The sequence below is a fragment of the Myroides sp. 1354 genome (assembly GCF_030324495.1).
Taxonomy (GTDB): Bacteria; Bacteroidota; Bacteroidia; order Flavobacteriales; family Flavobacteriaceae; genus Flavobacterium.
On sequence record NZ_JACAGN010000001.1, the window covers coordinates 61,410 to 85,374 of the forward strand.

Annotated in this window: 22 protein-coding genes; 2 read left to right on the top strand and 20 right to left on the bottom strand. The window is 35.4% G+C overall.

What is annotated here, in order from left to right; translation table 11 throughout:
* Position 1: 1 nt before the first annotated feature.
* From purD to HX004_RS00385, 17 genes are all read right to left on the bottom strand, one after another.
* Complete coding sequence (purD, locus tag HX004_RS00305) at positions 2-1,273, bottom strand: phosphoribosylamine--glycine ligase (RefSeq protein WP_286440276.1); 1,272 nt, start codon at positions 1,271-1,273, stop codon at positions 2-4.
* 98 nt (positions 1,274-1,371) lie between these two features.
* Positions 1,372-2,721 carry an exopolysaccharide biosynthesis polyprenyl glycosylphosphotransferase gene (locus HX004_RS00310; RefSeq protein WP_286440277.1) on the bottom strand — a complete coding sequence of 450 codons (1,350 nt, stop codon included), beginning with the start codon at positions 2,719-2,721 and terminating at the stop codon, positions 1,372-1,374.
* A complete protein-coding gene (locus HX004_RS00315; RefSeq protein WP_286440278.1) occupies positions 2,721-3,704 on the bottom strand; it encodes a UDP-glucuronic acid decarboxylase family protein in 984 nt (327 codons plus the stop codon). The genes HX004_RS00310 and HX004_RS00315 overlap by 1 nt, the downstream gene beginning before the upstream one ends.
* On the bottom strand, positions 3,701-4,444 hold the full coding sequence (locus HX004_RS00320; protein WP_286440280.1) for a WecB/TagA/CpsF family glycosyltransferase: 744 nt from the start codon (positions 4,442-4,444) through the stop codon (positions 3,701-3,703). Before HX004_RS00320 ends, HX004_RS00315 begins: the two co-directional genes overlap by 4 nt.
* A gap of 3 nt (positions 4,445-4,447) precedes the next feature.
* On the bottom strand, positions 4,448-5,650 hold the full coding sequence (locus HX004_RS00325; RefSeq protein WP_286440281.1) for a hypothetical protein: 1,203 nt from the start codon (positions 5,648-5,650) through the stop codon (positions 4,448-4,450).
* Entirely contained in the window at positions 5,626-6,888 is a 1,263-nt protein-coding gene (locus HX004_RS00330) for an O-antigen ligase family protein (RefSeq protein ID WP_286440282.1), read from the bottom strand. The genes HX004_RS00325 and HX004_RS00330 overlap by 25 nt, the downstream gene beginning before the upstream one ends.
* Positions 6,881-8,116 (bottom strand): O-antigen ligase family protein, encoded by a 1,236-nt coding sequence (locus tag HX004_RS00335; RefSeq protein ID WP_286440283.1) that lies wholly within the window; start codon positions 8,114-8,116, stop codon positions 6,881-6,883. Before HX004_RS00335 ends, HX004_RS00330 begins: the two co-directional genes overlap by 8 nt.
* Before the next feature lie 12 nt (positions 8,117-8,128).
* Positions 8,129-9,250: a glycosyltransferase family 4 protein gene (locus HX004_RS00340; protein WP_286440284.1), complete on the bottom strand. Its 1,122-nt coding sequence runs from the start codon at positions 9,248-9,250 to the stop codon at positions 8,129-8,131.
* 10 nt (positions 9,251-9,260) lie between these two features.
* A complete protein-coding gene (gene asnB, locus HX004_RS00345; RefSeq protein ID WP_286440285.1) occupies positions 9,261-11,087 on the bottom strand; it encodes an asparagine synthase (glutamine-hydrolyzing) in 1,827 nt (608 codons plus the stop codon).
* Positions 11,088-11,098: 11 nt separating this feature from the next.
* Positions 11,099-12,334, bottom strand: a complete 1,236-nt coding sequence (locus tag HX004_RS00350; RefSeq protein WP_286440286.1) for a lipopolysaccharide biosynthesis protein — start codon at positions 12,332-12,334, stop codon at positions 11,099-11,101.
* Positions 12,335-12,336: 2 nt separating this feature from the next.
* On the bottom strand, positions 12,337-12,774 hold the full coding sequence (locus HX004_RS00355; RefSeq protein WP_286440287.1) for a serine O-acetyltransferase: 438 nt from the start codon (positions 12,772-12,774) through the stop codon (positions 12,337-12,339).
* 21 nt (positions 12,775-12,795) lie between these two features.
* Positions 12,796-13,563 carry a dTDP-4-dehydrorhamnose reductase gene (rfbD, locus tag HX004_RS00360; RefSeq protein WP_286440288.1) on the bottom strand — a complete coding sequence of 256 codons (768 nt, stop codon included), beginning with the start codon at positions 13,561-13,563 and terminating at the stop codon, positions 12,796-12,798.
* Complete coding sequence (rfbC, locus tag HX004_RS00365; protein WP_286440289.1) at positions 13,560-14,108, bottom strand: dTDP-4-dehydrorhamnose 3,5-epimerase; 549 nt, start codon at positions 14,106-14,108, stop codon at positions 13,560-13,562. The genes rfbD and rfbC overlap by 4 nt, the downstream gene beginning before the upstream one ends.
* Before the next feature lie 3 nt (positions 14,109-14,111).
* On the bottom strand, positions 14,112-15,023 hold the full coding sequence (locus HX004_RS00370; protein WP_286440290.1) for a hypothetical protein: 912 nt from the start codon (positions 15,021-15,023) through the stop codon (positions 14,112-14,114).
* A gap of 1 nt (position 15,024) precedes the next feature.
* Positions 15,025-16,704: a DUF6909 family protein gene (locus HX004_RS00375; RefSeq protein ID WP_286440291.1), complete on the bottom strand. Its 1,680-nt coding sequence runs from the start codon at positions 16,702-16,704 to the stop codon at positions 15,025-15,027.
* A gap of 24 nt (positions 16,705-16,728) precedes the next feature.
* Positions 16,729-18,216, bottom strand: a complete 1,488-nt coding sequence (locus HX004_RS00380; protein WP_286440292.1) for a GH3 auxin-responsive promoter family protein — start codon at positions 18,214-18,216, stop codon at positions 16,729-16,731.
* 5 nt (positions 18,217-18,221) lie between these two features.
* The gene (locus tag HX004_RS00385) at positions 18,222-19,097 is read right to left on the bottom strand and encodes a murein hydrolase activator EnvC family protein (protein WP_286440293.1); all 876 of its coding nucleotides are present in this window, start codon (positions 19,095-19,097) and stop codon (positions 18,222-18,224) included.
* Positions 19,098-19,290: 193 nt separating this feature from the next.
* On the opposite strand from HX004_RS00385, the gene HX004_RS00390 reads away from it, so the two are divergent.
* A complete protein-coding gene (locus HX004_RS00390; RefSeq protein WP_286440294.1) occupies positions 19,291-19,509 on the top strand; it encodes a Sec-independent protein translocase subunit TatA/TatB in 219 nt (72 codons plus the stop codon).
* Between the two features lie 230 nt (positions 19,510-19,739).
* Here the strand turns inward: HX004_RS00390 and HX004_RS00395 are convergent, their stop codons facing one another.
* Entirely contained in the window at positions 19,740-21,863 is a 2,124-nt protein-coding gene (locus HX004_RS00395) for a Tex family protein (protein ID WP_286440295.1), read from the bottom strand.
* A gap of 56 nt (positions 21,864-21,919) precedes the next feature.
* On the opposite strand from HX004_RS00395, the gene HX004_RS00400 reads away from it, so the two are divergent.
* Positions 21,920-22,183 (top strand): DUF1294 domain-containing protein, encoded by a 264-nt coding sequence (locus tag HX004_RS00400; RefSeq protein WP_286440296.1) that lies wholly within the window; start codon positions 21,920-21,922, stop codon positions 22,181-22,183.
* Positions 22,184-22,201: 18 nt separating this feature from the next.
* Here the strand turns inward: HX004_RS00400 and HX004_RS00405 are convergent, their stop codons facing one another.
* Both HX004_RS00405 and HX004_RS00410 read right to left on the bottom strand, forming a co-directional pair.
* Positions 22,202-22,615, bottom strand: a complete 414-nt coding sequence (locus HX004_RS00405; RefSeq protein ID WP_286440297.1) for a hypothetical protein — start codon at positions 22,613-22,615, stop codon at positions 22,202-22,204.
* The gene (locus HX004_RS00410) at positions 22,599-23,897 is read right to left on the bottom strand and encodes an AAA family ATPase (RefSeq protein ID WP_286440298.1); all 1,299 of its coding nucleotides are present in this window, start codon (positions 23,895-23,897) and stop codon (positions 22,599-22,601) included. Before HX004_RS00410 ends, HX004_RS00405 begins: the two co-directional genes overlap by 17 nt.
* Positions 23,898-23,965 lie beyond the last annotated feature (68 nt).

Sequence of the window (23,965 nt, forward strand, 5' to 3'; positions counted from 1 at the left end):
CTTAAAGATCGAAACCGATATCTTTACGATAATAAATCTTATCGAAATTTAGTTTATCTATATTTTGATAAGATTTTTTTAATGCCTCTTTGTAGCTATTTCCATAAGAGGTAACAGCAAGTACACGTCCTCCATTTGTGACAATTTCATTGTTTTTTAATGCAGTTCCCGCATGGAAAACAATAGAATCTTCTACTTGTTCAATCCCAGTAATGACTTTTCCTTTCTCATAATCCTCTGGATAACCTCCAGACACTAGCATTACCGTTGTTGCACTACGCGCATCCAATTCAATCGTTTTTGTAGCCAATTCTTCTTTTGCTATCGCTTGGAATAATTCTACTAAATCCGATTTTACTCTAGGCATCACTACTTCCGTTTCAGGATCTCCCATACGTACATTGTATTCAATCACGAACGGATCATCTCCAACTTTAATGATACCAATAAAAATAAATCCTTTATAATCTAATTGATCTTTTTTAATTCCTTCTACCGTTGGAATAACAATGCGATCTTCAATTTTTTTCAAGAATTCATCCGTTGCAAATGGCACTGGAGAAACAGCTCCCATACCTCCTGTATTCAATCCTTTATCTCCTTCTCCAATTCGCTTGTAATCTTTAGCAGTAGGAAGCAATTGATATGATTGTCCATCTGTCAACACAAAACAGCTTAATTCTATTCCAGATAAAAATTCTTCAATAACCACTTTAGAACTCGCGTCACCAAATTTGGCGTCCACTAACATATTTTCTAATTCAGCCTTTGCTTCATCTAAGTTTTCAAGAATCACTACACCTTTTCCAGCAGCCAAACCGTCCGCTTTTAAAACGTAAGGTGCTTTTACTGTTTCTAAGAATTTTTTCCCTTCTTCAACCGTATCTTTTGTAAAACTTTGATAAGCTGCAGTAGGAATTTGATGTCTGATCAAAAATTCTTTCGCAAAATCTTTACTTCCTTCTAATTGTGCCGCCTTTTTCGAAGGTCCTATAACAGGAATATGTTGAATGGTGTCATCTTGTTTAAAAAAATCGACAATTCCCTTTACTAAAGGATCTTCTGGCCCAACCACGACCATGTCAATTTGATGCGTCAAAACCACTTGTTTTACAGCGTCAAAATCATTGGGGTCAATCGCAATATTTTGAGCGATTTGAGCAGTTCCCGCATTTCCAGGAGCTACAAACACAGCTTCACACTGTGGACTTTGTAACATCTTCCATGTAAGAGCATGTTCACGCCCACCTGAACCTAATAATAAAATTTTCATTACTTGTGTTGTTTGTTATTATGGTTCAAAAATAATTATAAAAAAACGAATAAAGAAAAAGTTCCTAAGAATAAGAAGGACAACTTTATAAAAAGCAGTTAGTACGCTTTTTCTTCTCCTGCAAAAACGTTGTAAACCGTCAAATAAATAATCTTTAAATCCAACAGAATGGACCAGTTTTCTAAGTAAAACAAATCGTATTTAAAGCGGTTGATAATATCTCTGTCATTCTCTATTTCTCCCCTATATCCGTGTGTTTGTGCCATTCCTGTAATCCCCGGTTTAACCAAGTGTCTCAACATGAATCGACTCACGCGTTTGGAGTACATTTTGGTATGTACAACCATATGGGGGCGAGGTCCAACAATAGACATATCTCCTAAAAAGACATTGATAAACTGTGGAAACTCATCCAAGCTCGATTTGCGTAAAAAAGCTCCAATCTTCGTAATGCGTTGGTCATTTCGCGTGGCTTGTTGTTTGTCGCTATCGTCGTTCATACGCATAGACCTAAACTTATAACACCAAAATTCCTCATCGTTTAATCCTGTTCTTTTTTGTTTGAAAAAAACAGGTCCTTTTGATTCTCTTTTAATCAAAATAGCAATGACAGGAACTAACCAAGACAAAATGAACACAATAACAGCAATTGAAAAAACGAGGTCAAATAAGCGTTTAACCAATTTGTTATAGGGTTTATCTAATGGAATTACGCGTCTTGGAACTACGGGAATTAAATCGTAGTATTCAATCCTCAAATGATTGTTTAAAATATCTTTTTGCGTGGGTACATAACGCACTGTAATCATGCTATTATCTGCAAATTCAAGGAATTCTAAAAAGTTCTTCTCTTTTGTAAAAGAGAATTGTATGAAAAGCTCATCGACAATATGCTGTGATAGATATTGCTTCAAGTCTTCTAAACTTTCATCCTCTAAATTGAAAAAGTGATTATTAATGCGATAACCTAAATCTTTTCGCTTTAACAATACGGACTTTAAATTGCTAATTTCTCGTCCATTCCCCAAGAGGACAATATTTCTAAAGTTTCCTCCTAAGAATTTACGGATGTACTTCAACAAAAAGAAAATAGTAAATTTTACTGTACAAATAATAACAAAAATAGAGATGCCATATCCTATTAGCTCTTTAATTTCAGCAAATCGGTCAAATATACCGTTATAAGACGCGACCAAAATGAATTGGAAGACAAATTGTTTAAACACCTTCTCCGCAACGCGAACTGTTTTGGTATGTCTATAAACGTCATAGTATCCACTTAATCCTGCTGCGATCAACCAACCTATTGACAATACAATATGAAACAAATAATGCTGCTCAGTAAATGTGGAAAACCACACCTGAGCCATACCGTTGATTGTAATTAAATCAATACACGTAGTTAACGGACGTATTAAATAAGAATACCTACCTGCTTTTTTACTCATTAATAAATGTAGTTTGAAAAATCTTTGTGTTCTTCTTTTGCCAAATCAGCAGCTGTAAAGGACTTAAAATAATCCAATGTGCGCTGCATTCCCTCTGCTCTCCCAATCTTTGGTGTCCATCCCAAGATTGTTTTTGCCTTGGTTATATCAGGACAACGCTGTAACGGGTCATTTATTGGCAAATCTTTGTAAATTATTTTCTGATCACTTTGGGTCAGGCGAATAATCTCTTGGGCGAAATCCAAAATTGTAATTTCATCTGGATTACCAATATTTACAGGCAGATGATAATCAGACAATAACAAGCGATAGATTCCTTCTACCTGATCCTCTACATAACAAAAAGAACGGGTCTGTTGTCCATCGCCAAAAACCGTCAAATCTTCACCTCGTAATGCTTGTCCAATAAAGGCTGGAATTACTCTACCGTCATTCAGTCGCATTCGAGGTCCATAGGTATTAAATATACGCACAATACGCGTCTCTAAGCCGTGAAAAGTATGATAAGCCATGGTCATGGATTCCTGAAAGCGCTTTGCTTCATCGTAAACTCCTCTTGGCCCTATACTATTGACATTGCCATAATACTCTTCCGTTTGGGGATGAACTAAAGGGTCACCATATATTTCAGAGGTTGAGGCAATTAAAATGCGCGCATTTTTTACTCGAGCCAACCCCAACAAATTATGTGTTCCCAAAGAACCTACTTTCAAGGTTTGAATTGGAATTTTCAAATAATCAATCGGACTAGCTGGAGAGGCAAAGTGTAAGATATAGTCTAAATCACCAGGCACATGTACAAATTTAGTTACATCGTGGTGGTAGAACTCAAAATGAGAATCCGCAAACAGATGTTCAATATTTTTTAAATCACCCGTAATTAAATTATCCATTCCAATTACATAAAAGCCTTCTGCAAGAAAGCGATCGCATAGATGAGAGCCCAAAAAGCCCGCAGCACCCGTTATTAAAATGCGTTTCATTTCTTCTGTATTAATTCTTTTACTATTAGCCCAAGAAACTTGCCATTATCGACAAAACTTCTTTTCCACATGCGTTTTGGTTCTTGTAAAAAACGATAAAACCATTCCATTCCTATTTTTTGCATCCATTGAGGGGCTCGTTTTACTTTACCAGAAATCACGTCAAAACTTCCGCCAACTCCCATAATAAAACCAACGGAACGAAGTGCATCTTTATACGTAGACAGGAATATCTCCTTTTTTGGAGAGCTCATCGCAACAAAAAGATAGGTCGATTGACTTTCTACAATAGATGCAACAATATCGCGCTCTTCTTTCGCTGTAAAATACCCATTTCGATATCCCCCGATTATGCCTTCTCCATATTTTTCGGAATAAATCCTCGCCACTTCCGTTACAACGTCTTCTTTTGCACCCAACAAAAATATTTTCTCTCCTCTATCACTGGCATTTTTAACCAAATGATCAAAGAGATCAATACCTGCTACTCGTTCTTTTAGTGGTTTTCCCAATATTTTTGAGGCCCAAACAACAGCCATCCCATCCGCATTCACTAAATCAGCCTTGCGGATGCTTTCTTTCAATTCTGCATCCTGTTGCATATTAACCAACTTGGCAGCATTGACTACTATATGCAATATAGGTTGTTTATTATCAATCGATTCATTGATAATAGCAATAGTTTCAGACATCGTTAAATTAGCAATATCTATATCAAAAAAGTGTTGTGTCGCTTTCACTAATTAGTCTATTTTTTTTACTATTTCTCCGTTATTTATTAAAAATAAAACCCAAAGTATAAAAAATATGGATGAAAAATTAACAAATAACTGTCCTGCAAAAATACTAATTATTAAAATACTCAAATAGCAAAAAAAGATATATTGTTTTGTTTCCTTCTCCTTTGGATGTATCAATCCCCCTTTATAATATAAATATACTACACAAATCGAGCCAATTCCACCACAGAAAACATATAAATCCACTAGACTCATTTCAAACAAGCCTTGATTCCATAATTTTCCTCCAAAAAGATAATTACTCCCTTGCCATTTTTCAAAATACACAACGGCTTTCTCCTTGAAGATTTCATTTCTAAAACTCATTAAACTTGTCAACCATCCATGTTCTTGATAAATCGATTGGAATAATAGATAAGTAGAATTTAATCTTGTCATAATTTGATCCCTAAACAAGACAAGCACAACGCCTATAAGCGTTATAATACCATAGAATAGACGCTTTTTATACACTTGATGTACCCAACAGACATACACAAAAAAGAATCCGTTAAACAAATAAATTCCCTTGGTTCCGATTATAAAAGAACTACATAAAATGACAAAGAAAATCCAAGGTCTCACCTTGGGCTGTCTATACGTATAATAGTAACTCAAACAAATACTGCCTATAAAGAAGTAGGTCGCAGTAATTGATTTGTGGAGCACACCCGTATAGCCAAATCGCAAACCACCGCGATACGTTTTAAACAAGGGAATATCAAAAAGAATTCCCAAAAGTACAGAGAAACAAACGGCTAATATTACGCCAATTGTAAAGTACAGCATAAAAGTCAGCTTACTTGACGTACCATGTCTGTGTAAAGTTTGGAAAAAAAAGGCGATGATAATTCCTCCACCATACAACATCCATTCTCGGGATACCTCCCCCCAAGGAATTTCTCGCCAAGAACCATGTAAGGTAAGCTGCCCCAAAAAAACAAGAATACCCAAACCAAATAGTCCATACAAGGGCAAATACACTTTGCGTTGGAATAAAACCACGATCATCAACAAGAGAAAAAGAGACTTAATCCCTTTTGCTACAACTAAAAATGTGGTTATTTCTGGGCCAGTTAACCATCGCGTACCGATGAAATCTAAAATTAATTGCAGGACTATAAATAGTCCGCTAATAATGATTAATCTGTCGTTTTGTTTCTCCAACTTAAAAAGGTAAATAGATTCCCAAAAAACGCAAAAAAGATAATATTAGTATTCAGATACAGAACAGAATCAAAGATACAAGAAATGGAAATAGCCGCTATGAGACAAAAATAGATAACGTCCTTGTGCATTAAAGCTAATCGCAATTGATAGCCCAAATAGAACACGAAACAGCCCAATCCCAATAGTCCATACTCCAATAAAAAAGATAAATACTGATTATGTGGCCCATATCCAGATTCAAGTGCATAGGTGAGATCCTCTTCCTTATAGGCTTTTAAAACCTCCTCATCTTCACTTCCTGACCCATAGCCTAAAAGCGGTCTTTGCATGGCATGCTCATAGATAGCCTCCCAACGAGACACTCGACTATCATTCACATGCTGATCGTCATAAAGTGTTCCCTTATTATCGTTAAGTTCCCAAATTAATTGATCCGTCATGCGTTCATAAATATAAGTATCTTTAAGTGCAACAATTCCTACAGAAGTAAGCACAACTACTGCCATAACCAATCCCACAAGTAAGGCCTTACTCCTTCCATACAGTCGTTTTCCTAGTTGTAGGAAATGGTACATTCCATATAGACCTAAAAGCAAGTATACAGCTCTAGAATTTAAAAATACAATACAAAGAATCAAAATGAAATTAAAAATCGCTTTCATCAATGTATTCTTCCAATAATTTGATTCGTTGAGAATGACAAGAGCGAAAATACAATAAGTACCCAATAAAGTTGGGTGAAATTTTAAAAATGAAGCAAATTCATGATACGTATAATAATATCCAAATAAATCTTCTTCAATTACCCAAGCTCCTTTTGACAGAAAATAGCTGTAGAAATTGTGTCCGAGTAAAATAACACTACTGATTAAACAACCATAGACAAAGTATTTCATCGCTTTTTCTCGAATTGCATATAACACCTCAAATGGGGCACAAATAAACAGAAGAGGAACTAAGATATAGGATAAATAATTTTCAAATAAACGCACCGCTCTACTAAGATGGTCCGTATACAACAAACCGAAGAGCAACAAAACAACAATAAAAAAGGTGGTCCCAAAAATAGTTTTACCTATATTAGTTATCGTCCACGAAGGGCGTTGTCCATTTCGAATTAAATAAACCACCATTGATACAGCAAAAAGAGCCATCGCGACGTTGCCTAATTTCGTATAAATAGGCGTCACAATTCCGAAAAAAGCTGCGGCGTATAAAACAAGTTTTCTATCCATTTGATTTTTTATAATAGGCTAAAGACAAAACAAAGCCAATAAATATACCTGCAATACCTGAATTAAAAATATGACCTGACAGACAAGACAAAACAACAAGAATTAAACAGCAGATAAAGCTTAATTTTGCATAAGCAAAAACCGTACAATTTTTCATCAGCTTTACAATATTCAAGCTGTACACGACCAATAATCCGCAAAAAATAAAAACGCCTACGTAGCCATAGGTAAATAAAATATCGAGAATATCTATTTCAATTTTTTGATTTGCTAATTCTTCAAACCTATAATTACCAACGCCAATCCACTGCTCAAACGTTGTATAACTCGCTTCAAATATAGGGATCATCTCTGCTAAAAAGATATTTCTACTAGATAAAATAAATGTAACAAAATCCATTTTATGCCAGAAATATAGATAACGATTCATAATGGCCGACTGTTGTATAAATACCGTAATTCCACCACAAAAAAGAAGAGCAATCCCTCCTCCGTACAACAATCGATTTCTCGTTTTCTTATTTCTAATATCAAATGCAGTTGTACTGCCAATAATCAAAATATGCACTAAAACAATACCCAACAGCCCTGTCTTTGAACTAATCAGAAGTCCTAATAAGAAACTGACTAATCCGTATAGTACAAAGAATTTCCAATTCTTATTGATCACCCAATAGTAATAGGCTAAAATACACGAGAGAATAATAAGTAAGGCTGAAATCTCATTCCCAGCAATAAACCAACCTCTGGAGCCAATATTGCCATTCGTATACATAGGATAAGCTAATCCTACCAATTTCAAGCTTAAATTAAAGGCTAATATCCAATAGGATAATTTAATCCAAACAAAATATTTTGGAATTTCATATCTATTTACTGTGGAAAAGACTACTTGAAAGTAGAAAAAAGCAATGACAATAATTAAATACTTAAAAGCGAATATTAGATCTTGAATAATGACTTTCCAATCTATCATTCCCTTGAGCCATTGCACACAAGAAGGAAAAATCATATAGCCGAACAAAGCAAACACCATAAGGAGGTATTTTGGTGTTTTTACTAATCGAAGTACAAATAAACCAACAATCCCCAATTTGTAAATTTGACTAATTGAAAAAGGAGTAGATATATTATTTTCATAGAGCAAACCATTGACGGAATCAATGATTAAAATGGGCAATAATAAAGCCCAAATAATTACATCTATATCTTGAATTTTTATCTTCAACTTCTATCGTCTTTACATCAGCTTACGCAGCACAGTTAATTCTTTTTCTCCTTGTTTCATCCAATTCATTTCCTCCATACTTGCTCGGCCTCTCTCTACCAATGCTTGTAGTTGTCTTTCATTATTTGAAATTAAAACAATCGACTCGGCTAATTCTTCTAGATTATCACCTAATAATCCCGTTGTATTGTTTTCAATAAATTCAGGAATAGCAGAATTGTAATTGCTAATGGTCAATAATCTTGCTGCCATAGCTTCACACATGATTACTCCTTGGGAATCAAAACGAGAAAAAGCCAAAAATTGACCATACTTCGAAAACAAAGTAGGTAATTCCTCTCTTTCGATAAAACTATCTATAATTTGAATGCGCTTTTCAAGGTTATATTTTCGAATTAAATCTTCATACGTTTTTTTCAAATGACCTTTTCCATAAATATCTAAGGTATATGGCTCTGGTAAAAAACGCATCAATTCTATTGCCATATCCACCCCATACTTGGGATCTGATAAGGGGCGTATTGTTATTAGATTATACCTTGTATTATAATCAAAAGGAACATCAAATAATTCAGTATCAATCCCATTTGGTATGGCATAAAAATGTTCAAACTTGCGGTTGAATATTTTTTCTGTATGGTTTTTCATCCACTTAGAAGGAGTCATCATGACGTATGAATCAAATGTACTAATCTGATTCAAAAAGCGCTTCATCGCTCTATAGTTCCAAATTTGCACATAAAGATACTTACAAATCCCCTTCAATGACCAAGTAAAATCGTATAGATATTCTGGATAAACCAACACATCTGCTCCATGGATATAGATGGCTGTTCGATATCGGTGTTTCATTATCGTTTTGTATAAACGGTAACCTCCATTTGCCAAAGGATAATGATTGAGTAGATGTAGATACAACACATCGTAATCCTTTAATTTATCTTCAATGACCTTAGCCGTATCTTCTATCACATTTATCCCTTGATAGGTATAAGTAGCAGCACTACTGGCTGGAACTAAAATCGTTACTTCTATATTTTGAGATTGAAAGTACAACGCCCGAACATGGACAAACATGTGATTATAGGGTTGATTTTCTTTTGGATACCTAGAAGTAATAATGGCTAATTTCATGAATTATAATTTATTGAATCAAATAGTACAGAGACAATAAGGTGAAAATTTGCTTTTCTCTATTGTACCCTGCCTTATGCTGTTTAAAAACTTGCAAAACTGCTTGTTTATCGAATAGCTCAAAATAAACACTTTTATTGCTATTACTCAATAAATTTATATAATAATCACCCAAATCTTCTCTAAACCACTTTTCAGTAGGCGACAAAAAACCTTTTTTCGGTCGGTTGATAATCTCATTCGGCAATACTTCAGAAGCAAATGCTCTATGAATTCTCTTGGTTTGATGCTCTCCTATTTTATATTCGATGGGCAAAGATTCCAAAAAGGCTATTAATTCCAAATCCAGCATAGGCACGCGAGTTTCTATGGTAAAATTCATAGACACTTTATCCGTATACATCAACAAATCATCTGCTAAATTCATTCTTGTATCAACAGCCATCATCCCCTCTACCCCTTTTTTGCTTTTACAGTCCAACAAGTCGTAAAAATAGCGAATACGGTCTTTGCTTTTTTTATCTTGAATACCAAGCAATGACTGTATTTCACGATCAGAAAAAAGGGAATAAATATGTTCCCAACGCTTAATAGGATCTTGGATAGCTAAGGATTGAGTCGCGCGAATCCATTGTTCTTTTTTGGATAACTTAGCAATAGGACGCATCACTTCAAACAGGAATGCAGGATATTGCTGAGCCATCATTTCGCCTTTATAACGCGCATATCCTCCCAAAGGTTCATCAGCCCCCTGCCCGGTCAAAACGACCTTTAAATCTTTGCTCACAGCTTCATTCAAGTAATACATCGGCAAGATTGAAGTCGTCCCCAAAGGTTCTTCTACTATGCTACACGTTTCTTCAAATACTTGCTGAAAATTCTCTGCAGAAATAACAATACTATGATGATTCGTCTTTAAGAAATCCGCAGAGCGCTTTGCCTCTTCCAATTCATTCGCAAACGCATCATCTGCAAACCCAACCGTATAGGTCTTTAATTTCGTTGAAGCGTGTTTTTGAGCAAAATAGGTCACTAAAGCAGAATCAATTCCTCCACTTAATAGCACGCCAATTTCAACATCAGACATTAATTGACGTTTCACAGCAGCTTCAAATAATTCACCGTATTTATCAACCGCTTGAGCAAAGCTATATTGCTTTGTTGTAGCCACGGGTTTTAAATACGAAGTGATTGAGCTAGTTGTTGATGCTGACTGAGCAAAATCCCATTGTAGAATATGTCCCGGTCTCAACTTATGTATTTCTTTATATATCGTATCTGGAGCAGGATTGTAACGCAATTTCAACAAAGAGGCTATATTCGATTTATCCAAATCAATATTGGGATAAAGCTGTTGAATAGGTCGAATTTCTGAAGAAAACACCAAAGTATTGTGTTCCAATTTATAGTATAGTGGTTTTACTCCAAAAGGGTCGCGAACCAAATACATCTTTTTCCCTTCAATATCGAGAAAACTAAAACTAAAAACCCCATTAAAATCCGCTGCTCCTTCAATACCATACTTCGCTAGATAATATAGTATAGTCTCAGTATCTGAAGAACCTTTAAACGCAATTTCACTCAGTTTTTTTCTAAGTTCAAGATGGTTGTAAATTTCTCCATTAAAAATAAGTGCAAACTTCGCATCCTGAGTCAGCATCGGCTGATGCCCTGTTGCTGTTAGATCAACAATCGCTAATCGTCGATGCCCTAAATATACCGTACTTTCGTCAATCTCAAATTTTTCTATGGCACCACTATCGGGCCCGCGATGAAAAATTGTATTTAAACTCTCCTCCGTAATGGGTAAGTTCACGCTTCCTAAGATTCCACACATATATCACAGTATTAATAACTTCTTTTTAATTCTCTTTCTGCTATCCACATAATAGAGATAAATACAATAACGGAAGAAATAACATTGGTACTAATAGCACCCAATAATCCAAATTGAGGTAACAGACTAAATATAGCAATCATATTCGCTGTTGCCCCTACAATCATAATACTCAATCGCATTTTCTGCTTGTTTAAAGCAACCAAAAGCATTTCGTATCCAGAATAAACAAAACTGCTTACGATAACGATACACAACCCTATAAACGCCAAATTCGTTTCTTCATTGAGTTCTACCTTGGCTATTTTTTCCATAACAAATGCACGTAAAACATACATCACCACTAAAACGATTAAGAGAATGCCCACTGCAATTTTTTGCATTAAATGAAATAATTGCCCCTTTTCAATGGCCGTCTTCGATTTTAGTTGGTTCAACAACACTTGTGAAAATGTAAGATTTAACAAACCAAAAGGCGCTACAATAAGTAATAATCCTCGATACATTCCATAGATTTCATTGATCACTAGAAGAGGCAACAACAGCATTCCTCCTTGTACAAAAGAAACCGTCAATATATCTTGTAACCCATAGTATTTTTGATCCGTGAATTGTCTTTTTAGCAACTTATAATCAAACCTAAAAAACAACTTAATATAATTCATCTTCAATACATTAGACTTTAAGAAAGTCAAAAAAAACGTTATCGAATTGATGAGTAATAACACAATTAATACCCCCAGAACTGATACCTGAGGTAAAAGGTAAACCCCAACTATTAATCCTCCAATCAAAAGTGATTTAAAAAGATTAACCACTAACTCGATTTTAAAGTCACCTAAACTTTTATGAAAAATAAACATCAAAGTATTCAAGCTCAGGAAATAACCATTTAATAAGGCGACAACTAATAGTCCAAAGTTTTCTTCACCTGGATAAAAAAACCAAAAAATGGAACTACAAATACTGATTACTCCAAAAAAGAGAAGTTGAAGTTGAAAGGAAACGGCGAGTTCTTTGGCCGCATCTTCTTGATTGTCAAACTCTTTTTTCATTAAGAAGACAAAACTTCCAAAAGGTAAAATAGGCATTAAAAAATTAGCAATCGAATAATAAAATGAAAACGAACCGAAAAAATCCATTCCCAATATACTGAGTATCACAATATTTAAGACCCATTGTAATCCAAACTGAAGACCTTGCGACAGATTATTCAGTACTAAATCTTTTACTATTTTTAAATTCACGTTTAAATAAAATCCTCTACCTTAATGTTCTCTTTAATAATCCTAGCAGGTATACCTACAGCAATACAATTGTCTGGTAAGTCTTGCAATACCACCGCATTCGGTCCAATAATCACATTGTTTCCTATCTTGATCGGACCTAATACTCTAGAGCCTGCTCCCATATAAACGTTATCTCCTATTATAGGAACTTCAATATGTTTACTTCTACCTCCAATAGTCATTCCTTGACCAATCATGCAATTTGCTCCAATTACAGCATTTTTATGAATCACAACTCCTATTCCTCTATAAGCAAATTTAGTCCCCTTCCCAATTTGTGCAGAAGGTGGAATTGCACAATTTGCAACAAAATACTGCAACACATAAATAAGACGAGGTAAAAAAGGAATTTTTCTTTTGTACACAGCATGTGCTGCACGATGCAGAGTCATTAACATAATACTTTTATTTTTTTATTTTTATTCCAAGACACTATATTGAGGTCTTTTTGCTTTTGTTGGATATTCCGTGGTACGAATTGGATTTACCTTGATATCTATATTATTTTCTTCAAAAATAGATACGGCAAAATCATACCAACTACAAATTCTATCTCCTCTAAAATGAACCAATCCATACTTTTTAGTCGAAATCAAATTCATCATAAAATGACAAATATCCAAAGCATATGTTGGACAACCTATCTGATCATTTACAACGTTTATTTCCGACTTTGTCTGCGCTAATTTTAGCATTGTGTTGCGAAAATTATGTCCAAATTCGGAATACACCCAAGATGTTCGAATAATGTAATACTTAACTAAAAAATGTTGAATATATTGTTCTCCTTTCCATTTTGATGCACCATAAACATTAATTGGATTAGGTGTATCCGAAATGCGATAAGGTGTATTTTGCTGACCATCAAATACGAAATCAGTAGATAGATGAACCAATGTCGTATCATATAGCAAACAGACCTCCGCTAAATTCTTACATCCTTCCGCATTAACCTGATAAGCTAATTCAATTTCTTCTTCTGCCTTTTCTACATTCGTATAAGCAGCAAAATTAACACATATATTTGGTTTATAGTGCTCAAAATTACGATTACAATCCTCAATATTAGAAATATTTAACACTTTACTGGCTAAAAACACAAATTCAAAGCCAATAAACTGATTGCTAATTGATTGTAAAGCTTGTCCCATTTGGCCATTGGCACCTGTGACTAGAATCCGAATCATAAAGGTTGAATTGTATTAAAAGAAGGTAAAATCGCATCTTTGTCTGAAATAATATACCCTTGCTCTAGTTGAGGCCAATCAATAGCTAAAATTGGATCTTTATAGTAGATTCCTCCTTCTGCTTCCTTATTGTAATAATTATCACATTTATAAGCAAAGATTGCCGTTTCACTTAGCACTAAAAATCCATGTGCAAATCCTCTGGGTACAAACAATTGCTTCTGCTCCACCCCGTTTAACACCATGGCTAAATGCTGTCCGAAGGTTGGTGAATCCTGACGTAAATCAACAATCACATCCAGTACTTCACCCTGAATAACCCGCACCAATTTTGCTTGTTGACAGACGCCAGTCTGAAAATGCAACCCCCTTAAGGTTCCCCTTTGAGAATACGACTGATTATCTTGTATAAACTGAGTCTTTAATCCTGTTTGTTGTTCAAACGAACCCTGATTAAAACTTTCAAAAAAATAACCGCGCTCATCGCGAAAGACTTGCGGATGTAATACAAAACAATCTTTGAATAAGGTTGATTCAACTCTCATTGTCTACGCTCTATTTTTATAATAACGAACAAAATCAACCGCCATACCTAATACAAAAAACAACAGCATTACCTTCACAAGGTCTTTTGCTATTTTGCTTTCTATCGAATACTCCGATGTGGCTAAAACAGGATTAACAACAATATAATCCAAAACATACAACACTTCTTGAGATTCTAATTGTGTAAGCTCAATTTCTTTCAAGCGCTTGAGAATTTCTTGTTTCTTGTCCAACAAAGAACCATAAGTCTGAATGCCTTTCAACTCCTCCTCTAAAGTTTCCTTTTCTAAAGTCAAGGACGCTAATTCAATTTGCTTTCGCTTTGCAAAATAAGGATGCTGATTAAAATGAGTTTGTAAATCAGAAATGAACCCCTCTATCTCAAAAGGTTGAGTTGCCTTAATTTTTAAAAGTTGATAGGGATAGTTTTTACTCACTGCATAATTGTGAATTGCTTCATCAAAGCGCTCTACTTTACCAATCAAGTTTTCGAATATTTTGGGATATAAACTATCTTGACCTAAAAATGAAAAAACATCGTCTATACCCTCTAATTTTGAAAATTTAATTTGTGTATAGTCCAATTTATCACTGAACTTCACTTGAACCAATTGATCCAAGTAATCAATACTATTATACTTTGGCGACAACAAAATTGCATATTCCTCTTCACCATTACTCGTGCTAAACTCTGCCGTTTGCAACATTTTATGATAGTTGCGGTATTGTACATACCCCAGAATCACTCCTAAAATTAATCCAAGAGCGAGGTACATCCACTTACGGGTGATATACTTAATTATTTTAAACACAAAAAAACCAGCAGTATCCAAAAGGGACACTGTGGCTGTTTTAATATCTAGTAGATTAGCTTCATCAAATTCACTTGGTTTTTGCTTCTCTTGCTGTTCCATCTTAATTACTATTAAAGATTTGTTCTAGTATTTTTATTGTAATCAAATAGGTAGGTTTTACACCCGTCGTGCCCAATCCTCCTGAAGCCAATGTGCTTCCAGTTTCCAATGGATTATCCGAAGCGTAATACGCATAGCGCACTTTAACGTCTGGGTTAATGCTCTTGCGAATTCGAGAAGCGGATTGAATGGCTTTTTGATAATGGGCTCCTTCCATCTCTAATCCGATTACTCCCCATGTAGAATCGTGGAAAAACTTCAAAAGATCTTTATTTTGTAGCGAAGTTCCCAATACAGTAACCATTGTTCCTCCCACCACTGGAATTCCTTGATTTTCAAACATTTCTACTGTTAATTCATTATCAAAAGGGTAGTTATCTCCTGTTCCTTCGTTAATGTGGGCAAAAGGAATCATAATATCGCCTTTTCCTCCTTCTAAAATACCCGCTTTCCCCATAATAGAAACCGATTCTACATTTAAGCGAATTTGTTTTTTATACGGTTTCAACAATTCATCAATCGTTTCATAAGCTTGTTCTCCAAAGGCATAATCCATCACAATAATAACAGGGTGCTCCCCTTCAAAATTCGCTCCTTTGAAGTTCGTTTGTTCAAACTTAATCTTCGCTGAATCAAAAATTTGCACATCGATATTCGTTCCCGAATCATCCGACAAAAAGACCATGCCCTCTTTTTCCGCGCGTTCTCGCACTAGATTACGTAGGACTTTATTCTCGGGTTTACTCAATTCTTCATATATCTCCACTTCTTCAGCCACCTCAATTTCTCCCTGCATCACATAAGGTGCAAAAATAGAGTTCATCACACTGTGCATATTTGCACTAATGATGTGAATAGGACGTTCCAACAATCCTTTTTCTACCAGAACTTCTTTGATGCGGTTTGACCAAATCTCACCGTAAATATGGTGTCCTAATCGCTCGCGCAACAACGGACTAAACGTAATAGTTCGCTTATTGTTGTCCACTTCTTCTTCAATGGCTAGTCTTCCCAACCAATAGATTACATCCAAAAAGCGATCTGGATTTTCTGGAATAGCAAATTTTTCATATACCGTCAGCACCTCAGCAAATGATCGCCCCAATACATTGGCCAAATGTGACATTGTCACTTCTTTGTCTTTTAATTCTAGTGGCTCCGCTTGCTTCGCAGCTAATTCTATTTTTTTCCAATCACGCGTTACTTTCCCCTCTTCATCAATCAACACTCTATTTTTAATTTTATGTGATTCAATGAAGATAAAAGTCAAATGCGTTAAAACGTCATAGATATCTGAACGTCCTCTGGTAATTTCAATATTCATTTGCTCCTCGTCAATGCGATAGCAATTTCTTCTTCTTTTGGGTGGTACTAACGCTTGAAAATGCGAAAAAGCATACCCTTCATCCGAAGTTAAATTGATGTATCTACATTCTTCGATACCAATTGGTAGGCGTTCAATTACATATAACAATCCATCTAATTCTACCTTTTCCTCTGCAATTGTACCATAAATTTCTGGACGCAATTCAAGTAACGCCTCTCTTAATGTATCTCCAGATACTCCCATAGGCTTATAAAACCCACGGTTAAACAAATGGCGCATCGTAATATAAATACGCTCAATAGCTGCTGAAGAAACTTGTGCTCTTGTTCTTGAAATATTTTTAATCTCTCTCATAGTCTTCCAATTTTTATTTCTTAATTATTCTATTTTCAATTGATCGGCAATGGTCCTATCATTGCTCAATCGAGGCAACTTATTTTGCCCGCCTAGCTTCCCAATACTTTTCATATATGCCTGGAAACCTTCTTTTTCTACTGATCGAATGACCAGTGTGCGCAACACTTTTCCCACAATTAAATCGTCGTAATACACGTTCTGTTTGCGCAAGGCATCGTCGATGCGCAAGGCAAAAGCATCCAAATCAGTTGGTGCTTGCCCAAATTCAATAAACCACTCGTGGTAAGGCAATCCTTCAGCAGGCGTAATTTGAGGGGCAACAGTAAACTCATTTACTTGCACTTGCGTACCTTCCATAGCGTGTTGAAGGGCTGTTTCTACTTCTTTTCCTATCACATGCTCTCCAAAAGCCGAAATAAAATGTTTGATACGTCCTGATACAACAATACGATGGGGTTTCAAATTGACAAATTGAACTGTATCTCCTATGTTATACCCCCATAATCCCGCGTTAGTTGAGATGATCAAGACATAATTAACCCCCAACTCCACTTCTCCAATCGTGTATCGTCTAGGGTTTTCTGTAAAAAATTCTTCTACTTTGATGAATTCATAGAAAATACCCGCATTCAACAACAACAATAATCCCTTCTCTTTTTGTGAATCCTGATAGGCAAAAAATCCTTCTGAAGCGGGAAATAGCTCAATAGAGGGAACTTTCCTTCCTATTAATTGTTCAAATTTAGCGCGATATGGCTCATAATTAACCCCGCCGTAAATGAATAAATTAAACTTCTTGAAAATATCTCCTACTCCTTTTCCTTCTCTTGCTTTCAAACGCTCAAAATACATTTGTACCCAACTTGGAATTCCCGAAATCACCGTCATATTTTCGTGCACTGTTTCTTCTACAATGGCATCTACTTTCGTTTCCCAGTCTTCAATGCAATTCGTTTCCCAACTCGGTAATCTATTCTTTTGTAGATAAGCCGGAACGTAATGTGCAACAATACCCGATAATCGACCTAAGTTAATTCCATTCTTTTGCTCTAGAATTGGACTTCCCTGTAAAAAAATCATTTTACCATCGACAAAATCAGCAATACCCGTTTCGTGCACATAGGCTAAAATAGCATTTCGTGCAGCTTCAATATGATAAGGCATCGATTCCTTCGTTAGTGGAATATACTTCGCTCCAGAAGTTGTTCCGGAGGTTTTAGCAAAATAAAGGGGTTTTCCTTTCCACAATACGTTTTCCTCTCCCTTGACCACGCGATCTACATAGGGTTTTAATCCTTCATAATCGCGAATGGGTACGCGCTGAGCAAAGGTTTGCGCATTGGTAATTGCTTTAAAATCGTGATCTTGACCAAAAGCGGTATGCTTGGCTTGTTCAATTAAATCGGCTAAAACCCTCGCTTGAGTTTCGACTGGATTTTGGAGCCATTTTTGTGTTTTCTTGTGAATAATCGAAGCAAATATCTTCGCTCCAAAAGATTTTATAGACATAATTTTTATTCTAAATCAATAAATAACGTAGGATCTAACGGATAATTATCCTTCCACAATTCGAAATGCAAATAAGGTTGACTCATTTTCGATTTTACTTCTTCTTGATTGTACAGTCCTAGCACATCTCCCGCTTGTACTGTTTCATACACGCTTTTGGTTAAAGAAGATAAATGCTTGTAAACTGAACTGACTCCTTCTTCATGTAAGACAATCACAGTATAGCCATCCTTAATCGTCCAATCTACAAAAATCACCGTTCCTTTAGCCACTGATTTGACCATGGCATTTTTCGCCGCCGTAAAATCAATACCAAAATGCATGGATTTTGGATCGTATTTTCGAACAATCGTCCCTTCAATGGGCGCAAAAAGCACCGTACTCACTCTCGCTTCCGCATGAGTAAAAATATTATACTTATCCTCCAATCGAACGTATTCGCGTAATTCTAAATCTTTTTCACTGGGTTGAGTATGTTCAATTGCATGAAGAGGCGTTTCAGTCTTCATCAAGGAATCTACACTGGTTGAGGTAATCTCGATATCTCCCAACAGCACGCGCTTTACAGCTGCAACATACTGTTCATTTTTTTTAATCTCCGATTCAAGAGAATCTACCTTTAAGGCCAAATCCACTGCCTTTTGCTTTAATTCTGCCGAAGAATACCCTGGAATATATTCTTTTAATGGTGTAACAATCAACAAAATGACATTGGAAACGAGTAATAAAAAAACAATGGTCGTCGTCGCACCAACCACATTCAAGAGATTTAACTTAAACGAGCTCACATCCTCAAACGTGCGATCGTTCACCACTACTACTCTATATTTATCTAGAAGTCTTTTCTTCCACTTTTTCCATTGAAGTCCTTTCTTAGACATAAATCACTTGTTTTCTACACAAATATAAACATTAAAAAAGTTGACTTCTTCTCTTTTTTGCTTTTATTCACATATTAAATCGGTCATAATGTTAATATTATTGGTCTAAAAGTTAAATAATCGAATTGGACCTAAAGCGGAATCGGTTTTTCTTCCTATATTTGTTTTTATTAAAATCTTCAAACAAATTAATATGAACTCATTACATATTTTTTTAGGAATGGTTGGGCCATGGCAAATCGTAATTATCGTTGCCTTAATCTTGTTGTTATTTGGTGGTAAGAAAATTCCTGAATTGATGAAAGGATTAGGAACTGGAATCAAAGAATTCAAGGATGCTACTAGAGATGAAAACACTCAACAAACATCTAAGAAAGAAACGACAAAAGAAGACACTTCTAAAACGGAATAATTCAATAGAATCTCGATATTGACATGCGCTATGCCTTGGTATAGCGCATTTTTTATTGAAGGATATCAAAAAAAGCACCCGATAAATAACTATTTAACGGGCGCTTCACTTATAAAACATAATAAAAACACTACTTAACTTCTATCTTTTTCTATTACAGATAAAAAGATTTCTTTTCCTTATTACTAAATAAACAAAGACTATGCCAAGTTGTGTTTTGGGCGATATTCCTATAAAATCATCGATAATTGAATGCGTTTTTTCGCTTGATCCACATCTACTACCTTGACTTGTACATGTTGATGTAATTTCACTACTTCATTGACATCGGAAACAAATCCCTCCTTTAGTTGAGAAATATGTACCAAGCCACTTTCTTTGATACCCACATCGACGAAACATCCAAAATTGGTAATATTATTGATAATCCCTGGCAATACTTGCCCTATTTTCAAATCGGTAATTTGCTTGACTGACGGATCAAATTCAAATACTTTGGCAGCTTTACGCGGATCTAATCCTGGTTTTTCTAACTCTTTGACAATATCTGTAAGGGTTAAAATACCGATATCTGCGGTTTCATATTGTTTGATGTCAATCTTTTGAATGGTTTCTGGATTAGAAATCAATTGATCAACGGTAATTTTTAAATCTTTCGCCATTTGCTGAACGATGGGATAAGCCTCAGGATGAACGGCCGAATCATCTAAAGGGTTTTCTGCATTTTTAATGCGAATAAAAGCCGCTGCTTGTTGGTAGGCTTTTTCCCCTAAACGCGGAACTTTTTTAAGCGCTGTACGAGAAGTAAACGCTCCATTTTCCGCTCGATACTGCACGATATTTTCCGCCATTTTCTCTCCAATACCCGACACATAGCTCAACAGGGATTTACTGGCTGTATTCAGGTTAATTCCCACCTTGTTTACACATCTCATCACGACCGCATCCAACTCGCTTTTTAACAGCGTTTGATCCACGTCGTGTTGATATTGTCCTACACCGATGGATTTAGGATCAATTTTCACTAATTCGGCTAGTGGATCCGCCAATCGTCTTCCAATGGATACCGAACCTCTTACCGTAACGTCGTAATTGGGAAATTCCTCTCTTGCTATTTTAGACGCAGAATATACGGATGCCCCTGCTTCGTTGACCACAAATACTTGTACGGGTTTATCAAAGGCAATTTTCTTGATGAAGAATTCCGTTTCTCTGGATGCTGTTCCATTTCCAATGGCAATGGCTTCAATACGATAGGAATTCACCATAGAACGCACCTTTTTCATTGCTATTACGCTGTCTTTTTGAGGTGGATGAGGGTAAATCGTTTCGTTGTACAACAAATTGCCATTTTCGTCCAAACAAACGATTTTACATCCTGTTTTATACCCTGGATCAATCGCCAAAATGCGCTTTTCGCCCAAAGGAGCAGCCAATAATAATTGGGCTAAGTTATCCGAGAATACCGCTATCGAATTCGCATCGGCTTTTGCTTTCGCTTCTCCCAATACTTCGTTAGACAACGCGGGTTCTAGTAAACGCTTATAGCTATCAGCTATCGCCTTTTGCAAATAAGGAACAGCATCGCCTTTGCCTTTGATAATGGTTTGTTCTATAAATTGAATCGCTTCTTCTTTCTCTACGGCAATATTCATGCGGATATAACCTTCTTTTTCAGCACGTAATACCGCTAAAAGTCGATGGGCTGGCATTTTATACAAAGGTTCAGACCAATCGAAATACTGCTCAAATTTCTGAGCGCCTTCTTCCTCCATTTTAGCTTTTACAACCTTAGTTCCCACAACCGCCTCGCGTTGAAACTTCCTCCTCAACGCTTTGCGGATATACAAATGTTCGTTAATCCACTCCGCAATAATATCACAAGCCCCTTGAATAGCTTTCTCTTCGTCTTCTACTTCTTTGGTAATATACTTTCGTGCAATCGATTCAATATCCGTGGCATTTTGTGCCATAATCACCTTGGCTAAGGGCTCTAACCCTAAAGCTCTAGCCACATCTGCTTTGGTTTTACGCGTCTTTTTATAGGGTAAATACAAATCTTCAATCTCAACTAAATCAAAGCTTTCTTCGATTTTAGTACGCAATTCGGCTGTTAGCTTTCCTTGTTCTTCAATAGACGCCAAAATTGATTCTTTTCGCTTGACAATTCCCAGGTATAAATCACGGTACTTGGCAATTTTTTCAATGGCAACTTCATCTAAATTTCCAGTTCTATCTTTTCTATATCGAGCAATAAAAGGGATGGTACAGGCTTCATCTAACAAGGCTAACGTGTTTTCAATGCTCTTTACAGAGGCATCCACCGCTTGTTGAATAAAATGAATCAACGTCATAATATATTATTTTAAGAATAGCTAAAATACTACCTTTGCGCCAATAAATAAATGAGATGAAGTTTTTATTCTTTTACATTTTCGCCATCAACTATATTACGTACTCTATGTTCAAGATAGACAAAGAGCGGGCGATCAAACACAGGAATAGAATTTCAGAAAAAAATTTGCTTACGCTCTGCTTTTTAGGTGGTAGCGTAGGAGGATGGCTCGCAATGAGACATTTGAAACACAAAAACGCCAAACAGAGTTTTAAACTGAAGTTTTACGCGGTTTTTATTATACAGGTCGTGTTGTTTTTTGCTTTGTTTAAGCGATAAGTAGGGGAGAGAATGAGGTTAATACTTATACTCCCGTTGATTAGAAGCAATTTCTAAATCACAAGCATATCTATGTTTTAACGTTTTTTTCTTCATTTGAATAGAGGTATCTGTTTTCGGAACCTTGGAGCAAATTACATAGGCTTTCCTACTGTTTTTCGTTGTTTTCCCGACTACTTCTATTGTTTCTATCACTTGTTCAAGCGCTTTATTAACATCTTGTCCTTTCAATTCAATATAAAAATCATAATTGGGCGTCACTAGCATAAAATCACAAGCTTTGCTATTTTGAATATGACAACCATCAATCTTAATCATTGTCGATTCCTCATTACTACTGTTTATTAAAGTTAATTTTCGTCCATTTTCTCGAAAAACAAATTTACTGCGTGAATCTGTTTCTTTACATCTTGCATTAATCTTGTCCAACATATTCAATATCGAGTAATTGGTCAAATTGTTTCCCAATGGTATTGGATACCTCATCTAACAATTCAGCATTAATAATTCCATTTTCTTCATCCATCAAATCCGTTGCACCTGATTTTTGAAGTGCATAAGCACTGAAAAGACTCGAATCTAAAATTGCATCTGGATCAATTATCTCTTCTACAGCGGTTCTTCTTGATTCATCTTCTTTGATAAGATTGCCAGCGTAGATTAAATTATTAAATGAAGTCAAAATATAAGGGCTGTGTGTGGTTATAAAAAGCTGAGAATGTCCTAAATTCTTATTATGCACTTTAGCTAAAAGTTCTACTATGGCTTTTTGTGCAGTGGGAAATAAATGTGCTTCAGGTTCTTCGATAAATAAAGTATAGTCTTCGTCCCAAAAAACATTATTATATAAAGCTTTTATTAATAACACCAAGGGTAGCGCTTCTTGCTGACCTGAGGATGTATGCTTAATGGCTACTTTTCTTTGATCCTTATGTAATAAAAACTCAATTCCTTCTTTACCTTCTATTATTTTACCTCCTAAAATAGTTTCAATTAATTCATTTATGCGTTTCCCTTCTAAAGTATTTTCATTTTCTTTAAAACTCAGTATATCATAGCCCGAAAGCATTTGATATATAGTACCGAAATGCACCAAAAAGAAATCCAAAGAAGTATCATATTTCCCTCTACTATCAATGATAGAATAAATATTTTTATCTACTGTTGTAAAAAAACTACGACCAGCAGGAATAAATATTTGTTCTATTCTTTCTTGCCCATATTTTTCTCTCAGAAATTTCGTTATCTCATTGTGTAAATCAATCTTTTGATCCAACCAATGTCTTACGCCTTTTTCACTGATTGTCTCTATTTTCGTTTGTTCTAATTCAACTTGAAATTTAGTTAAATCACTCAAAATTTCTTTTAATTGAGTAGAAAATTCAATAGTAAAATCGCTAATACTACTACTTTTTATTTTGAAGCTTAAAGCTTGTTTATCTGTATATACAATTTCAAAATCCGCCTTGTTTTCCCAAACGCTTTTATCAAAAATTCTTTTAAAATCATTAAAAATGAGATCCTTAACCTCCTTTTCTTCATAACTTTCTATTCTAGCGCTAAATATATCTTCGAGTACTTTTTTAAACAAATAAACAAGTTTCACCACGACGCTTTTTCCCACGCCCTGAGGACCTATTAAAATATTAATTGGCTTAATGTCTAAATCTAGTTTATCGATTCCTGCAAAATTTCGTATTGTTATTTTCTCCATTGCACTTATTTTTTAGAAAGACCTTATAAAAATACAATTTATTCTTCATACACGGTCGTCTAAAATAA

Coding starts and splice junctions, on each gene's coding strand:
- HX004_RS00330 (WP_286440282.1), bottom strand. CDS start 6,888: ATGGATAGAAAACTTGTTTTATACGCCGCAGCTTTTTTCGGAATTGTG.
- HX004_RS00405 (WP_286440297.1), bottom strand. CDS start 22,615: ATGTTGGACAAGATTAATGCAAGATGTAAAGAAACAGATTCACGCAGT.
- rfbC (WP_286440289.1), bottom strand. CDS start 14,108: ATGAGAGTTGAATCAACCTTATTCAAAGATTGTTTTGTATTACATCCG.
- HX004_RS00340 (WP_286440284.1), bottom strand. CDS start 9,250: ATGAAATTAGCCATTATTACTTCTAGGTATCCAAAAGAAAATCAACCC.
- HX004_RS00385 (WP_286440293.1), bottom strand. CDS start 19,097: ATGTCTAAGAAAGGACTTCAATGGAAAAAGTGGAAGAAAAGACTTCTA.
- HX004_RS00310 (WP_286440277.1), bottom strand. CDS start 2,721: ATGAGTAAAAAAGCAGGTAGGTATTCTTATTTAATACGTCCGTTAACT.
- HX004_RS00315 (WP_286440278.1), bottom strand. CDS start 3,704: ATGAAACGCATTTTAATAACGGGTGCTGCGGGCTTTTTGGGCTCTCAT.
- rfbD (WP_286440288.1), bottom strand. CDS start 13,563: ATGATTCGGATTCTAGTCACAGGTGCCAATGGCCAAATGGGACAAGCT.
- HX004_RS00380 (WP_286440292.1), bottom strand. CDS start 18,216: ATGTCTATAAAATCTTTTGGAGCGAAGATATTTGCTTCGATTATTCAC.
- HX004_RS00400 (WP_286440296.1), top strand. CDS start 21,920: ATGAAGTTTTTATTCTTTTACATTTTCGCCATCAACTATATTACGTAC.
- purD (WP_286440276.1), bottom strand. CDS start 1,273: ATGAAAATTTTATTATTAGGTTCAGGTGGGCGTGAACATGCTCTTACA.
- asnB (WP_286440285.1), bottom strand. CDS start 11,087: ATGTGTGGAATCTTAGGAAGCGTGAACTTACCCATTACGGAGGAGAGT.
- HX004_RS00395 (WP_286440295.1), bottom strand. CDS start 21,863: ATGACGTTGATTCATTTTATTCAACAAGCGGTGGATGCCTCTGTAAAG.
- HX004_RS00410 (WP_286440298.1), bottom strand. CDS start 23,897: ATGGAGAAAATAACAATACGAAATTTTGCAGGAATCGATAAACTAGAT.
- HX004_RS00355 (WP_286440287.1), bottom strand. CDS start 12,774: ATGTTAATGACTCTGCATCGTGCAGCACATGCTGTGTACAAAAGAAAA.
- HX004_RS00375 (WP_286440291.1), bottom strand. CDS start 16,704: ATGAGAGAGATTAAAAATATTTCAAGAACAAGAGCACAAGTTTCTTCA.
- HX004_RS00370 (WP_286440290.1), bottom strand. CDS start 15,023: ATGGAACAGCAAGAGAAGCAAAAACCAAGTGAATTTGATGAAGCTAAT.
- HX004_RS00390 (WP_286440294.1), top strand. CDS start 19,291: ATGAACTCATTACATATTTTTTTAGGAATGGTTGGGCCATGGCAAATC.